The 14,700-nt window shown below is 40.7% G+C and carries 13 protein-coding genes; 7 read left to right on the forward strand and 6 right to left on the reverse strand.

Annotation, left to right across the window (positions count from 1 at the left end):
• Positions 1-64: 64 nt before the first annotated feature.
• From SMUL_RS00540 to purB, 3 genes are read right to left on the reverse strand one after another with little or no spacing between them, the layout of a single operon-like run.
• Positions 65-763 carry an aspartate/glutamate racemase family protein gene (locus SMUL_RS00540; RefSeq protein ID WP_025343315.1) on the reverse strand — a complete coding sequence of 233 codons (699 nt, stop codon included), beginning with the start codon at positions 761-763 and terminating at the stop codon, positions 65-67.
• A 27-nt stretch (positions 764-790) separates the two neighbouring features.
• A complete protein-coding gene (locus SMUL_RS00545; protein WP_025343316.1) occupies positions 791-3,157 on the reverse strand; it encodes a ribonucleoside-diphosphate reductase subunit alpha in 2,367 nt (788 codons plus the stop codon).
• Entirely contained in the window at positions 3,157-4,485 is a 1,329-nt protein-coding gene (purB, locus tag SMUL_RS00550; protein ID WP_025343317.1) for an adenylosuccinate lyase, read from the reverse strand. Before purB ends, SMUL_RS00545 begins: the two co-directional genes overlap by 1 nt.
• A 117-nt stretch (positions 4,486-4,602) precedes the next feature.
• Here purB and SMUL_RS00555 point away from each other — a divergent pair, with 117 nt between their 5' ends.
• Together SMUL_RS00555 and SMUL_RS00560 are read left to right on the forward strand one after the other, a co-directional pair.
• Complete coding sequence (locus SMUL_RS00555) at positions 4,603-5,511, forward strand: RluA family pseudouridine synthase (protein WP_025343318.1); 909 nt, start codon at positions 4,603-4,605, stop codon at positions 5,509-5,511.
• Between the two features lie 2 nt (positions 5,512-5,513).
• Complete coding sequence (locus SMUL_RS00560; RefSeq protein WP_025343319.1) at positions 5,514-6,128, forward strand: fumarylacetoacetate hydrolase family protein; 615 nt, start codon at positions 5,514-5,516, stop codon at positions 6,126-6,128.
• A gap of 146 nt (positions 6,129-6,274) precedes the next feature.
• Here the strand turns inward: SMUL_RS00560 and rlmN are convergent, their stop codons facing one another.
• From rlmN to hisF, 3 genes are read right to left on the reverse strand one after another with little or no spacing between them, the layout of a single operon-like run.
• Entirely contained in the window at positions 6,275-7,351 is a 1,077-nt protein-coding gene (rlmN, locus tag SMUL_RS00565) for a 23S rRNA (adenine(2503)-C(2))-methyltransferase RlmN (protein WP_025343320.1), read from the reverse strand.
• Between the two features lie 6 nt (positions 7,352-7,357).
• Entirely contained in the window at positions 7,358-7,906 is a 549-nt protein-coding gene (locus SMUL_RS00570; protein WP_025343321.1) for a phosphorylase family protein, read from the reverse strand.
• Positions 7,903-8,661 (reverse strand): imidazole glycerol phosphate synthase subunit HisF, encoded by a 759-nt coding sequence (gene hisF, locus SMUL_RS00575; protein ID WP_025343322.1) that lies wholly within the window; start codon positions 8,659-8,661, stop codon positions 7,903-7,905. The genes SMUL_RS00570 and hisF overlap by 4 nt, the downstream gene beginning before the upstream one ends.
• A gap of 148 nt (positions 8,662-8,809) precedes the next feature.
• Between hisF and rsmA the strand changes: the two genes are divergently transcribed.
• Genes rsmA through SMUL_RS00600 form a run of 5 tightly spaced genes read left to right on the forward strand, consistent with a single transcriptional unit; the run spans position 8,810 to position 14,592 of the window.
• The gene (rsmA, locus tag SMUL_RS00580; RefSeq protein ID WP_025343323.1) at positions 8,810-9,655 is read left to right on the forward strand and encodes a 16S rRNA (adenine(1518)-N(6)/adenine(1519)-N(6))-dimethyltransferase RsmA; all 846 of its coding nucleotides are present in this window, start codon (positions 8,810-8,812) and stop codon (positions 9,653-9,655) included.
• The gene (locus tag SMUL_RS00585) at positions 9,618-11,621 is read left to right on the forward strand and encodes a ribonuclease J (RefSeq protein WP_025343324.1); all 2,004 of its coding nucleotides are present in this window, start codon (positions 9,618-9,620) and stop codon (positions 11,619-11,621) included. Before rsmA ends, SMUL_RS00585 begins: the two co-directional genes overlap by 38 nt.
• Positions 11,622-11,629: 8 nt before the next feature.
• Positions 11,630-12,595: a KpsF/GutQ family sugar-phosphate isomerase gene (locus SMUL_RS00590; RefSeq protein ID WP_025343325.1), complete on the forward strand. Its 966-nt coding sequence runs from the start codon at positions 11,630-11,632 to the stop codon at positions 12,593-12,595.
• Positions 12,596-12,605: 10 nt separating this feature from the next.
• The gene (locus SMUL_RS00595; protein ID WP_025343326.1) at positions 12,606-13,406 is read left to right on the forward strand and encodes a pseudouridine synthase; all 801 of its coding nucleotides are present in this window, start codon (positions 12,606-12,608) and stop codon (positions 13,404-13,406) included.
• Entirely contained in the window at positions 13,396-14,592 is a 1,197-nt protein-coding gene (locus SMUL_RS00600; protein ID WP_038532822.1) for a replication-associated recombination protein A, read from the forward strand. Before SMUL_RS00595 ends, SMUL_RS00600 begins: the two co-directional genes overlap by 11 nt.
• The last annotated feature ends 108 nt before the right edge of the window (positions 14,593-14,700 follow it).

Below are 14,700 nucleotides of genomic sequence, written 5' to 3' on the forward strand. Positions count from 1 at the left end.
GGGATTATACTTAACTTTATGCTTTAAAATATTAAAATTTAAAGTTAATTTTTATTCCAAGTTATTATGGCGTGAGTGCGCGCCGAAGCGCTGCATTTACATGTAAAACGGTTGTGTCAAACAGCGGTAAAGGGGAGCTTTTTTGATCCAGTAAAAGACCAATTTCTGTGCAGCCTAAAATAACCGCATCAATCGCTTTATCATGGACTTTCAGCGCATCGATGATGTTTATAAAGATCTCTTTGGAGGCTGTTTCAATTTTACCAACACAAAGCTCATCAAATATAATGCGATTGATCTTTTTGATAGACGTAGTATCGGGGATAACAACCTCAATCTGATGGGCATTTAAAACCTCTGTGTAAAATGTCTCTTGCATCGTAAACGTGGTTCCAAGTAAAATAGCTTTACGCGCACCTTGTGTACGAAGCGCGTTTGCAGTCGCTTCGGCAATGTGTAAAAAAGGTGTTTTTACATTGGGCGTGATGAGTGGAAGAATTTTGTGCATCGTATTGGTGCACAGGAGTATAAAATCTACTCCTGCGCGTTCCAGTGAAAGTGCTGCTTCTTGGATAAGCTCAGCCGCCTCTTCCCATTTACCTTCGCTTTGAAAGCGTGCAATCGGTGCAAAATCAACAGAATAAAGGATGATCTTGGCGCTATGAAGTCCACCGCAGTGTGCTTTGACACCCTCGTTTAAAAGTGTGTAATAACTCTGCGTGGACTCCCAACTCATGCCGCCGATCAATCCTATTGTTTTCATTTGCACCTTTACATGTAAAACATTTTTTTATTGACAACCCTCGCACTCAATGCTACGATCTGCCACTTCGAGCTTATTCTCAGGCGATTGAGAGCGTAGGTAATAGGTCGATTTAATACCGAGTTTCCATCCAAGCATATAGATGTCATTGAGGTACTTTCCGCTGGCTTTATCAAGGGTGATAAAGATGTTAAGGCTTTGCCCTTGATCGATCCATTTTTGACGAATCGCACCTGCTTTAATGAGCACTCTTTGATCCAGTTCGTAAGCGGGTGTGTAAAAATTCCACGTATCGGGACTCAGGTTTGGAACGACCACAGGGATCATGCCAGAGAGATTCTCTTCAAACCATTTACGTTTGTACACAGGCTCTATCGTTTGCGTTGTGCCCACTAAAATGGAGATAGAACTCGTTGGGGCAACGGCCATCAAATAGCCATTGCGCATACCATTTTTTTTCACTTTTTCTCTCAAACTATCCCAGTCGTACATGTAACCAAACAGTCCACCACGATCGACCAATTTTTTTGCCTCTTCATTGGCAGTGTCGATTGGGAAAATACCTCGGCTCCATTTAGAGCCTTCAAATTCAGGGTACATCCCTTTTTCAATCGCAAGATTGGAAGAGGCAAGAATAGCGTTGTAACTCACCGCTTCCATCACTTCATCGATTTTGCTAAAGTGCTCGTAGCTTCCCCACGCAATGTGTTGTTCTGCCAGCATTTGGGCTTCGCCCATGACGCCCAACCCAATGGCACGTGATTTGAGGTTGGTGTGTTTGACTTTGGCATGCGGGTAGAAGTTCAGATCAATCACGTTATCGAGCATGCGAATTGCAATTGGAACGGTTCTTTCAATATCTTCTTTGGTATGAATCAGTGAGAGATTGACACTGGCAAGGTTACACACGGCAGTTTTTCCCTCAACCATCTCTTTTTCAACAATGAAAATATCTTTGCCATTGATGCTATCCAGCGCCGTTACTTTTTTCGCCTCTTTGGTTACGCCACTATCGACTTTGACCAAGTCGCTCTCTTCATAGGTATCAATGCTCTGGTCATTGTAAACAATCTTGATTTTATAATGATTCGGTGCCGTATTTTGAAAAATCTCGGTGCATAAGTTGGAGCTTCGAATGATACCTGTATGATCATTGGGGTTAGCACGATTGGCATTGTCTTTGAAACAGAGGAACGGACTGCCGCTTTCAAAGTAACTGGTTAAGATTTTTTTCCACAACTCTTTTGCAGGTACATACTCTTTAGAAATAGCATCGTTTTGCTCATATGCAGTGTAACGACGCTCAAACTCTTCGCCGTACACTTCAGCAAGATCACCTGCTTCAGCAGGATCAAACAGTGTCCACATCGCATTGGCTTCAACACGTTTCATAAAGAGATCATTGATCCATAGTGCTGGGAAAAGATCGTGTGCACGACGTCTCTCTTCACCCGAATTTTTCTTAAGGTCTAAAAAGTCAGAGATGTCCATGTGCCATGGTTCCAAATAAACCGCAATCGCACCTTTACGCGTTCCGAGTTGATCAACGGCAATGGCGATGTCATTGGTGATTTTAAGAAAGGGTATCACGCCACCTGCGGCATTTTTATGCCCATCAATCATGCCACCCATTGACCTAACCAAGTTCCAATCCCAACCAATGCCGCCACCAAATTTACTCAGCAGTGACATCTCTTTGTAAGAGTCAAAAATACCTTCGATATTATCAGGGGTACTTCCGATGTAGCAGGAACTGAGTTGATGACGTGTGGTTCTTGCATTGGACAGTGTTGGCGTTGCGAGCATCACTTCAAATTTACTAATCACATCGTAAAACTTTTTCGCCCAATCTTGTGAGTTCAGCTCATTTTGCGCTAAAAACATTGCAATCGCCATAAACATATGCTGTGGCAATTCAATCGGCCTGCCTTGTCTGTTTTTAATAAGGTAACGATCGTGAAGGGTTTTAATCCCAAGATAGGTAAATTGAAGATCGCGTTCTGGTTTGAGGTGCGCTTCAAGGTCGTTAAGATCGTATTTGGCTTTCATACCAAGCGCGATACGTCCCTCTTTTTCACCACGATCCAGATACTCAGCAAAGCTTCCATAACCCGTAAAGCCATTGACTTTATGGTAAAGATCATACAAAAACAGGCGTGCGGCAACAAAAGTCCAGTTGGGACGATCAATATCGATCTTATCTACTGCTGTTTTGATCAATGTCTTTTGAATCTCTTCCGTGGTAATTTGATCGCGAAACTGAATCTTCGCATCAACCTCAAGTTCACTTTGAGAGACGTTGTCCAAACCTTTGATGGCAGAGCTGGTGTATTTTTGAATTTTAGAGATATCTAGTGGCTCAATGCGACCATTACGCTTTTGGACGGTTAACATTATTTGAACACCCTTTGAAAGATTTTGTCGACATTTTTTGTATAGTAAGCATAGTCAAAACACTCTCTGATTTCTGTTTCGTCCAGTTTGGCTCTGAGGTCTTCATCGCCTAGCAAGTTTTGAAGGTACAAACTTTCGCCATCACTGTTAAGAGCAGGTTTTCCATGTTGAAGATCTTCCCAGACTTTCATCGCATTACGTTGAACGATTTTGTAGGCATCTTCGCGTGATACATTTTTGAGTGGAAGTTCAAGTAAAATGCGTTGAGAGAAAACAAGACCGCCCGTAAGATTAAGGTTGCGCATCATATTGTCTGGATAAACCACCAGTTTTGAGATAACGCTATTGAGTCGGTTGAGCATGAAATCGGTCGTGATAAACCCATCCGGTAAGATAAAACGTTCAACCGAGCTATGACTGATGTCGCGCTCATGCCATAATGCCACATTTTCCATAGCTGGGATCGCGTAGGATCGTATCATACGGCAAAGCCCCGTAATGTTCTCACTGAGGACGGGATTGCGCTTGTGAGGCATTGCAGAGCTTCCTTTTTGCCCTTTTTCAAAGAACTCTTCACATTCATACACTTCGGTGCGTTGATAATGACGAACAGCCACAGCAATTTTTTCACAACTGGAAGCTAAAAGTGCGAGTGCATTCATTAAAGCAGCATAACGATCGCGCTGAATAACTTGGTTGGAAACTGGAGCAGGTGTGAGTCCAAGATCAGCACAAACATACTCTTCAAGTTCGATCGGAGAGTGCGCCATATTTCCCATAGCGCCACTGATCTGCCCTACCGAAATCACTTCCATAACATTTTCAAGATTTTTGAGGCTGCGTTTGATCTCTTCGTACCAAATAGCAAGCACCAAACCAAAGGTAATAGGCTCACCATGAATGCCGTGACTTCGTCCGACCATTAAGGTCATCTTGTGTTCCATCGCTCTTGTTTTTAAAGATTCCATCAATGTTTTAACATCTTCTATGATTACATGTAAAGAGTCTCGCATCTGAAGTGCAACGGCGGTATCGATACAATCGGAACTGGTCATGCCATAATGCACCCATCTGCTCTCTTCGCCAAGGCTGTCCGCAACGCTGGTTAAAAAAGCGATAACATCGTGTCGTGTTACTTTTTCGATCTCATCAATGCGGTCAATATTAAATTTGGCATTCTTAACGATCTTCTCACAATCACTATCTGGAATGAGCCCTAATTTATTCCATGCTTTGGTTGCGGCTTTTTCGACTCTGAGCCATGCGTCGTATTTTGCCTCAATTGTCCAATGCTTTTTCATCTCTTCTCGTGCGTAGCGCTCTACCATTCTCATTCCTTGTCTGTTTGTGATTTTTCTGTGATAAAATACGGTGAATTTATCTATCATTGCGTGTTTTATGTAATGATTTATTTTAACAATATCGGACTAAAAAAGGGTTGAATTTTGGCGTATACTTTGAAAAAGTTTGTTCTTGAAAAACCAACACTAGCCTTTCGTTTCTTGATGGATACCTTTGAGATTCGTATGGGTGAAGCACAAAAGATGATTGACAAACGACGTGTTTTTGTCGAAGGCGAACAGCTTCTGAAAAAATCAACAGTGATCGTAGGTAATATTAGTGTGGTCGTTTTTGAAGGCGAATCCAGAGGGTTGGCTCCTGTTTTTGAGACAGAAGATTTTGCTGTATTTGAAAAGCCCAGTGGCGTGATGATGCACCCACGAAAGCGCAGTGATGGTTATACACTCAATGATGAGATAAAATCATTGTATGGGAATGATGCCAATGCGGCGCATCGTATTGATAAAAGTACGAGCGGATTGGTTTTGGTTGGTAAACATAAACAAGCCGAAATTGAGCTCAAACGTCTTTTTGCCACGAGACAGGTTCAAAAAAGTTATTTGGCGTTGGTTCATGGGAAAATGGATGATGTGCTGATGATCGATGAAAAACTCAAACGCGATGTTGAAACCAGTCAAATTCGCCTCAAAGTCCATGTGGATGAGAGGGGCAAATTCTCTCAAACAAAAATAACCCCGCTCCACTATTTTAAAGATAAAAATGCCACGTTGGTTGAGGCGATTCCTTATACAGGTCGGCAACATCAAATCAGGGTGCATTTGTTCCACGTGAAACATCATATCGTTGGTGATCCCATTTATGGTGTTGAAGAAGAAGATGCTGAACGCTTTTTAGACGGCACAATGTGCCTTGATGAGCAAATCACCCTGACCCACAGTTCCCGTCTTCTTTTGCATGCACAAACCTTAGCATTTGAATATAAAGGGATTTTTTATAAGATAGCATCACAATTTGATGCTAAAATTGAATTTTACACATTGATGAAAGGTTAGAGATGAAAACAGTTGTTTTTGATGGTATACGCGTTGCCCCAAGCAAGGTTGTTTGTATTGGACGAAATTATGTTGAACATATCAAAGAGTTAAATAATGAGGTACCAACCTCGATGGTTCTTTTTATGAAGCCTAACGCAGCACTTAGTGGTGAGTTAATAACAGGTGCACAAACACCGCTGCATTATGAAGGTGAAATCTCTTTTTTAATCAAGCAAGGAAAGATCTGTGCTGTTGCTTTTGGACTCGATTTGACTAACCGTGAACTTCAGAGTGAGCTTAAGGCAAAAGGGTTGCCATGGGAGCGTGCAAAGGCTTTTAATGGTGCTGCTGTTATGAGTTCGTTTGTCAGTATTGATGAATCTGATGTCAACAAACTCTCGATGCAATTATGGATTAACGGTGTGTTAGTACAAGAAGGAAACATCGATCTGATGATTCACAAACCTTTGGCTGTTATTGCTGAGATTAACTCCTTTTCAACACTGATTGATAATGATATTGTAATGAGTGGAACACCAAAAGGGGTAGGGAGTTATGTCAAAGGAGATTTGTTTATTGGTAAGATTTTTATTGGTGATAGAGAAATCATTTCTCAGGAGTGGATAGCAAAATAAAATAATAGCGCTTAGGATTTTACTAAGCGCTATTCTAAAATACGCTTTACATGTAAAGCTATTACTTCTCTTTTTTAAAGAGGACGGTTACCAATCCCCCTACTCCTACAATAACAACGATAATTAAAAATCCAAGTTGAAAAAGATCAAGCATTGTCATTTTTTTGCTCCTTATCTTTAAGTTGACCACAAGCGGCGCTAATGTCTAAGCCTTTGGATTGACGAATAGTACAAAGCACTCCGTGATCCACAAGATACTGTTGAAATGCAACCATATCTTTCTCTAGCGGTCGTCCAAATTCACTTCCTGGATGTGGGTTAAAATAGATAAGATTAACTTTCGATTTTATGCCGTGTAGGAGCTTCACCAGCTTCTTTGCACTCTTCTGGTCATCGTTTACCCCTTTCATCACCAAATATTCAAACATGACGCGTTTACGTGCGTCTATGGGGAATGCTTTGACGGCGTTGATAATGGACTCAATATTATAGGCTTTATTGATGGGCATCAGTTTTTGCCTAAGATCATCATCCACTGCATGCAGTGAAATAGCTAACAGTACCCCTAAATCCATAAGGCCGAGTTTTTCGATTTGCGCACTCAGTCCACTGGTAGAAATGGTTTGTCTACGAGGTGAGATGGAAAGACCATCAAGATCGTTAAAAATGCGTACCGCTTTACTCACGTTAGCAAGATTGTCCAATGGTTCACCCATCCCCATATAAACGATATTAACACGTCTGTTTTCGGCAATAGCATTGTCTCTTTTAATCATGAGAATCTGGGTTGTTATCTCTCCAGCAGTTAGGTTGCGTTTAAAGCCACTTTTCCCTGTAAGACAAAAGGCACAGCCTATTTTACATCCGACTTGGGAAGAAATACAGATCGTGTAGCGTGTATGGTGAAGTAACTTTCCCTCTTCATCTGTTTGTTCTTGTTTCATAGGAAGAAGAACAGATTCGACGGTATTGCCATCTTTGAGCGCAAAGAGATACTTCTTGGTACCATCTCTACTCTCTTCAATTTTATCGATCGAAAGAGGATCAAGATAATAATGTGTATTGAGCTGCTTTTTGAGCTCTTTGGGTAAATTTTTCATCTCATCAAAAGAATTCACATATTTTTGATACAGCCATTGGTAAATTTGCTTTGCTCTAAAGGCAGGTTTAATGACTTCCGATAACTCTTCTTTGGAGAGATCAAATATATTTTGTTTTTCCATAATACCTCAAATTTTCATATTTTTTTCTACATGTAAAGTGATTAGCGCTTTTGCTTGAGCATGATTTTTTATAAAATCACTATGTGCATTTTCATCGCAATAGTTGGTAACAACAAAAAGTCCAGAACAAGGTATTCTAAATTGGTTAGCAACGCTCACAATGGAAAAGAACTCCATATTTTCTAGTTCAATATTTTTTGTAAGCATTTCATTTGCCAACGTTGCATCGGTAGTAATGTAATTACTTGAATTCACACAAGGAGAGGAATGATTTGTTCCACGTGAAACATAGATTGTGTCTGCTTCAATTTGGTTTTGTAAAGGGGTATAACATTGATTTTGTAAATATCCAAGTTCAATATTGGCGGCACGATGACTGTAAATGAGATCAAGTGGCTGATGGTTCCCATAACTTCCTGCAGTACCTACAAAAAATAAAAAGGCAGGTTTTTCCTCAAGCACAAGTTTTGTAAGGTTGATGGCACTTTCTATCAGCCCAACGCCAATAGGTTTGGCAAAGTCAAATGTTTCATTTCGCCCCGCGCAGAGAATCATAACCGTACTGCAATCCCCTCATTTCTGAGGTAACGTTTAAGATCCATAATATCAATCTCTTTGAAGTGAAAGATAGAAGCAGCCAAAGCCGCATCAGCACCATTTAAAAACGCATCTTTAATATGCTCCATCGTTCCTGCTCCACCACTGGCAATCACAGGAATATCAAGCATGCCACTCATTTGAGAAGTAAGAGGAATATCATAGCCATTTTTTGCACCGTCGCAATCCATTGAGGTTAAAAGTATTTCTCCCGCGCCTCTTTCTTGAACTTCTTTAGCCCAAGTAAGCGCATCAATGCCTGTATCAATTCTTCCGCCATTGATGAAGACATGCCACGAATCACCTGTGCGTTTAGCATCAATTGCCACAACAATACATTGTGACCCAAATCGTTTGGAGGACTCATCTATAAAATGAGGATTAGCAATTGCCGGAGAGTTGATGCTTACTTTATCACAGCCTACATGTAAAAGGCTATAAATATCATCTAATGTTCGAATCCCTCCACCAACGGTTAGGGGTATAAAAACTTCACGTGCGACTTTTTCAACAATCTCAACAATGGTGCCACGCCCTTCATGACTCGCTGTAATATCCAAAAATGTGAGCTCATCTGCACCTTCTTCGTTGTATCGTTTTGCTATTTCAACAGGATCGCCTGCATCTTTGAGTCCAACAAAATTAACACCCTTAACAACACGTCCATTTTTGACATCCAGACAAGGGATAATACGCTTAGCAAAATGCTCCATAAGGCTCTCTTTTTTAGGTAAATATAGGCACAAATGATAGCGAAAGAATTAAAAAAAACTTCTGAATACTAAGATTAATTAAGACTATAACTCTTTTATAAGTAAAGGTTAGCTACAATCGGTTAAATTTTAGAAAACAGGGTACAAATTGATAGAGGCAAAAAAGAAATTTGGCCAAAATTTCTTAAAAGATAGCAGTGTTTTAAGTAAAATCATCCAAGCGATGCCCCAAAACGATCGAAAACTCGTTGAAATAGGGCCTGGCTTAGGTGATTTGACGCAAGAACTACTGAAGGTTAAGCCTTTAGTAGCATACGAGGTCGATGAAGACTTGTGCGTTTATTTGAGAAAGAAATTCTCAAAAGAGATAGATCAGGGGAGCCTGACATTGGTCCACGCCAATGTTTTAAACCAATTTGAAAAAGGGTCATTGCTCAACGAGCCCTATGATTTGGTGGCGAATTTACCCTATTATATTGCGACAACCATTATTTTGGAAGCCTTAGAAGATCCTTATTGTAAATCAATGGAGGTGATGGTTCAAAAAGAGGTTGCAGAGAAATTTGCAGCAGCTCCAAAAACCAAAGAGTTTACTTCTTTAGCGATTTTAACCCAAAGTATTGGTACTGCAAAGTTACTTTTTGATGTCGATCGAACATCGTTTGATCCACAGCCTAAAGTGGTCTCTTCTATTCTCAAAATTGATAAACACAAAGAGTTTGTTGAAGGATCCTTTGCGGGTATCTTTGAAACCAAAGAGCAATTGCAAAAATTTAAAAAATATTTGCGCTGTTCCTTTCAAAGTCCGCGAAAAACTTGGTTGAAAAATATTTCTTCTGAGTTTGATAAGCAGTCTGTTCAAGATTTGATGCAGATGCATGATCTTCCAATAACCATTCGTCCTCATGAAATAAGCGTCTTGTCTCATCATCTACTATTTAAACATTTAAGGTTGAATGATGCAAGAAAACGAAGTAACGCAACAACAGAATAACAGTAACGAGAAGCCTAGAGAAAATACTCCAAAACTTTCAGGTCAATCTAAACAAACTCCCCACCCGAATAACAGAACTCAGGTGAACCCTAACCAAAATCCAAACCCGAATGCACCCAAAGATGCTTCTGGTGAGCCAAGTGAGAAAAAGCCACGCAATAATAGAAGACGCAAAAGCAATAAATCTCCTACCGCAACCATTGAGGGGAATGAGCCTTGGCAACGTGATATGAAAAAGGCAATTGAAGCCAACCAAAAAATGCACAAAGATAGGTTAAATCGCTCAAATTTGCTTGACCAAACATCCAAAGGAAAGATTAAAATCACACCTCTTGGAGGATTGGGTGAAATCGGCGGAAACATCTGTGTTTTCGAGACTGAGACATCAGCCATTGTTCTTGATGTTGGTATGAGCTTTCCAAGTGAAGATATGCACGGTGTGGATATCTTAATACCTGATTTTAGCTATTTGCGCCAAATTAAGAAAAAAATAGCTGGAATTATTATTTCACATGCCCATGAAGATCATATTGGCGCACTGGCTTATTTATTCAAAGAGATGCAGTTTCCACTCTATGCGACGCCATTGCCTCTTGGTATGATCGCAAATAAATTTGACGAACACGGTCTTAAAGGTCACAAAAAATATTTTAGACCTGTTGAAAAACGCAAAATCTATAAAATTGGTGAGTTTGAAGTAGAGTGGATACACATTACGCACTCAATTATTGACGCTTCTTCTATTGCCATTACCACAGAAGCTGGAACAATCATTCATACGGGTGATTTTAAGATCGATCATACCCCCATTGATGGTTATGTAACGGATCTTAACCGCTTTGCCTCTTACGGTGAAAAAGGGGTTCTTTGTTTGATGAGTGATAGTACCAACTCTTATAAAGAGGGCATTACGCGTAGCGAAAGTACTGTTGGAAAAACATTTGATTCTATTTTTTCCAAGGCAAAGGGTCGTGTTATTATGTCTACTTTTTCGTCAAATATTCATAGGGTTTATCAAGCGATTGATTACGGTTTAAAATACGGCAGAAAAGTCTCAGTTATTGGTCGTTCAATGGAGCGAAATCTCTTTACGGCAATTGATCTTGGGTATATAGAGCTGGATAAAAGTATCTTTATTGATCCACATGAGGTCAATAAATACCCTGATAAAGATGTTTTGATTGTCACCACAGGAAGCCAAGGCGAGACGATGAGTGCACTGTACCGAATGGCTACGGATGAACACCGACATGTTAAAATTAAGCCAACCGATCAGATCATCATCTCTGCAAAAGCGATCCCAGGCAATGAAGGGAGTGTCTCAAAGGTTCTCAACTTTTTGCTTAAAAGTGGTGCGAACGTAGCGTATCAAGATTTCAGTGAAATTCACGTGAGTGGACACGCCGCGCAAGAAGAGCAAAAGCTCATTTTACGTTTGGTTAAGCCACGCTTTTTCCTCCCCGTTCACGGCGAATACAATCACATCACCAAACACAAAGAGACAGCGATGCAATGTGGTATTTCTGAGCGAAATATCGTCTTAATGAGCGATGGTGATCAAATTGAAGTGTGTTCAAAATACATCAAAAAGATTAAAACCGTCAAAACAGGCAAGGTGTTTATTGATAACCAAATCAATGAGCAGATTGCAGATGACGTTGTGATTGATCGTCAAAAATTAGCAGATTCTGGTTTGGTTATGTTAGTGATTCAGCTCGATAAGAGTGATCATAAACTTATTTCTAAGCCAAAAATCATTAGTTATGGTTTGGTGCCTGATCGTGACGACAAAGCATTCTCCATTGAGATGGAAGGTGTTATTGATCAATTTGTTGCGAATGCCAAAAAAGAGCTTCTTGAGAATGCACGAGCCCTTGAAAATGAAGTACGCCAAGTGGTGCGTAAACATATCTATCGTACAATGAAAAAATACCCAACGATCGTTCCAACGATCTTTATGATGTAGGAACGTGTATGGAAGATTTTAAAGCAATAGCGAAAGAAGTGTTAGAACTTGAAGCCAAAGAGCTTCTCAGTGCCGCTCAAATGATTGGCGAAGAGATGAGTGAAGCAACGAATTTAATTGCTAACATCAAAGGCAAACTGATTGTTACAGGCGTGGGCAAAAGTGGACTTATTGGGGCAAAAATTGCCGCAACGCTAGCCAGTACGGGAACCAGTAGTTTTTTTCTTCATCCTACTGAAGCCATGCACGGTGATCTTGGCATGGTTGGTAAAGACGATGCGGTGCTTGCCATTAGTTACAGTGGTGAAAGTGAAGAGCTGATCAAGATATTACCGCATATTAAGCGCTTCGAGATTCCTCTCATTGGAATGGCACGTTCATGTGACTCTTCTCTTGGGCGTTACAGCGACATTTTTATCCCTTTACATATAGAAAAAGAGGCATGTCCATTGGATGCGGCACCAACGTGTTCAACGACACTCACCCTCGCATTGGGTGACGCGTTAGCAGTTTGTTTGATGAAGAAGAAAAACTTTCAAAAAGAAGATTTTGCATCCTTTCATCCAGGTGGAAGTTTAGGTAAGCGTCTGTTTGTTAAAGTAAAAGACTTGATGCTAACAGACGAACTTCCGATCGCACATGAGACAACAAGGCTTAAAGATGCCATCATCACGATGAGTGAAGGCAGACTTGGCAATGTTCTTATAACCGATAAAGATAACAAATTGTTAGCTATTTTAAGCGACGGGGATTTACGTAGAGCACTGATGCGAGATGATTTTAGCATGGATGCAACGGCATTCGAGTATGCTTCTAAAAATCCAAAAAAACTAGACGACGAGACGCTTTTAGCCAGTGACGCATTAGCTTTCATCGAAAAACATAAAATACAACTTTTAGCCATTACCGATAAAATTGGAACGCTTAGAGGTGTTTTACATATCCACCATTTAGTGGAAGCAGGAATAAAATAATATGGAATTAATGAGACTCAATAAAATGATTTCGCATAACACGCACTTTTCTAGGCGTGAGGCGGATGAACTGATCAAAGCAGGGCAGGTCAAAGTCGATGGTGCCGTTGTGCAAGATCTCTCAACGCAGGTGAGTTTTAAAAATAAGATCGAACTCAATGGTAGAGCCCTTTTTGAAAAACACGGTTATTCTGTAATTGCGTATCACAAACAAAAAGGCGAGTTAGTGAGTAAAAAAGATGATCGTGGTCGAAAGACCATATACGATACGCTTCCTGCGCAATTTGGGCATTATCTCAGTGTAGGAAGACTCGATTTTGCGAGTGAAGGGTTGCTACTTTTGTGCGATTCTCCCTCCGTCGTTTCAGCGTTGATGCATGGCGATTTAGAACGTGTCTATTATGTGAAAATCAATGGCATGATCACACCCGCAATGGAAAAAGCGATGCAAGAAGGGCTTTACCTTGAAGATGCCCGTAAAGGTGGACACTCGCGCAGTGAAATTCATTCTATGGATTTTGCACCGTTTCTCTCGTACCGCATTATTAAAAACAGCCCAACATTCTCAACGATTAAAGTGATGATTAACGAAGGCAAGAACAGAGAGCTTAGACGCTTTTTCGGCTATTTTGATGTTGATGTCGTGGATCTCAAGCGCGTGAGTTATGGTAAAATCGATTTAGGCATGCTTAAACCTGGAAAACATCGCTATTTCACGGGGAGTGAATACTCAGCGCTGAGAGACTATCTTGAGTATATGAAAAAAGGTAAAGAGAAGGTTAACGAGATTGAAGAGGATGATGATCAATAACTTCGCCCTCTTCTTTCGTCCTCAAGCGATTGAAGAGTTAGCCGGGCAAAAACATCTTAGTGGTGAGCGTAGCCCTTTTCGTAAACTTCTTAAGTCTGGCTCCATGAGCCATTCGCTTTTCTTTGGTCCTGCCGGTGTAGGGAAAACGACGTTAGCCCGTATTGTGGCTAACGAGTTAGGACTTCCTTTTTACGAATTAGATGCGACAAGTGTTAAAGTCGAAGAGATTCGCAAGATCCTTTCACAACACCGCGGCGCTCTTCAAAAACCACTTATTTTTATCGATGAGATTCACCGTCTCTCTAAAACACAGCAAGAAGTACTCTTGCTCCCCATGGAAAATCATGAAGCGATTGTCATTGGTGCTTCAACCGAAAACCCCTACTTTGTTCTTAGTTCTGGCATACGTTCACGTATGATGCTCTTTGAATTTTATCCCCTTGAAGAGGATGATCTCAAAGCCATTATTGAACATGTTCGCGAAAAAGTTACGTTTGAGATTGATGATGATGCCATAGCCTATTTGATCAGTTCAAGTGCAGGAGATAGCAGGGCACTCTTGAATTTACTTGAATTTGCGCTCAAAGTGGATTTACATGTAACGCTCGAAACCCTTAAAATGCTGCGCCCTAGTGCGCTTAAAGATGGTGTAAGCTCCGATAACACACACTATAACTTGATTAGCGCGATGATTAAAAGCGTGAGAGGCTCTGACGTGGATGCGGCGCTGTATTATCTTGCGCGTCTCATTGATGGTGGAGAGAGCCCTGATTTCATCGCTAGGCGGCTTGTCATCCTTGCAAGTGAAGATATTGGCAATGCTAACCCTAACGCGCTTAATTTGGCCTCTAGCACGCTTGCAAGCGTAAGTAAGATTGGTTATCCTGAAGCGCGTATTATTTTATCGCAGTGTCTGATCTATCTAGCATGTAGCCCCAAGTCTAACAGTGCTTATATGGCGATCAATAATGCGTTAGCCTATGTTAAAAATGAAAAAGCACTGAAAGTCCCAGCACATCTTAAAAGCCCTTCGCCTAAAGGGTATCTCTATCCACATGATTTTGGTGGCTGGGTGGAGCAGAAATATTTGGAAAAGCCCCTTCATTTTTACGATAATTTGCCGATAGGGTATGAGAAAACACTTGCTGAGTGGCTTGTGAAAATTAAGACAAAAGATACTAAATAACTGATGTTACGCAATGTGCGTAACGGTATCTTCAACAATGAGTAAAACCCATTGTTGAAGGTCAGGGATAAATCCCCGACACCTCCTAAAGCTTCATAAAACAAGTTT

Source organism: Sulfurospirillum multivorans DSM 12446 (genome assembly GCF_000568815.1).
Classification (GTDB): Bacteria; Campylobacterota; Campylobacteria; order Campylobacterales; family Sulfurospirillaceae; genus Sulfurospirillum; species Sulfurospirillum multivorans.

What these genes read in the sequence shown, in the direction of transcription:
- SMUL_RS00570 (WP_025343321.1), bottom strand. Translation starts at nt 7,906, where the DNA reads ATGATTCTCTGCGCGGGGCGAAATGAAACATTTGACTTTGCCAAACCT.
- purB (WP_025343317.1), bottom strand. Translation starts at nt 4,485, where the DNA reads ATGGTAGAGCGCTACGCACGAGAAGAGATGAAAAAGCATTGGACAATT.
- SMUL_RS00590 (WP_025343325.1), top strand. Translation starts at nt 11,630, where the DNA reads ATGGAAGATTTTAAAGCAATAGCGAAAGAAGTGTTAGAACTTGAAGCC.
- SMUL_RS00560 (WP_025343319.1), top strand. Translation starts at nt 5,514, where the DNA reads ATGAAAACAGTTGTTTTTGATGGTATACGCGTTGCCCCAAGCAAGGTT.
- hisF (WP_025343322.1), bottom strand. Translation starts at nt 8,661, where the DNA reads ATGGAGCATTTTGCTAAGCGTATTATCCCTTGTCTGGATGTCAAAAAT.
- SMUL_RS00595 (WP_025343326.1), top strand. Translation starts at nt 12,606, where the DNA reads ATGAGACTCAATAAAATGATTTCGCATAACACGCACTTTTCTAGGCGT.
- SMUL_RS00540 (WP_025343315.1), bottom strand. Translation starts at nt 763, where the DNA reads ATGAAAACAATAGGATTGATCGGCGGCATGAGTTGGGAGTCCACGCAG.
- rlmN (WP_025343320.1), bottom strand. Translation starts at nt 7,351, where the DNA reads ATGGAAAAACAAAATATATTTGATCTCTCCAAAGAAGAGTTATCGGAA.
- SMUL_RS00585 (WP_025343324.1), top strand. Translation starts at nt 9,618, where the DNA reads ATGATGCAAGAAAACGAAGTAACGCAACAACAGAATAACAGTAACGAG.
- SMUL_RS00545 (WP_025343316.1), bottom strand. Translation starts at nt 3,157, where the DNA reads ATGTTAACCGTCCAAAAGCGTAATGGTCGCATTGAGCCACTAGATATC.
- SMUL_RS00600 (WP_038532822.1), top strand. Translation starts at nt 13,396, where the DNA reads ATGATCAATAACTTCGCCCTCTTCTTTCGTCCTCAAGCGATTGAAGAG.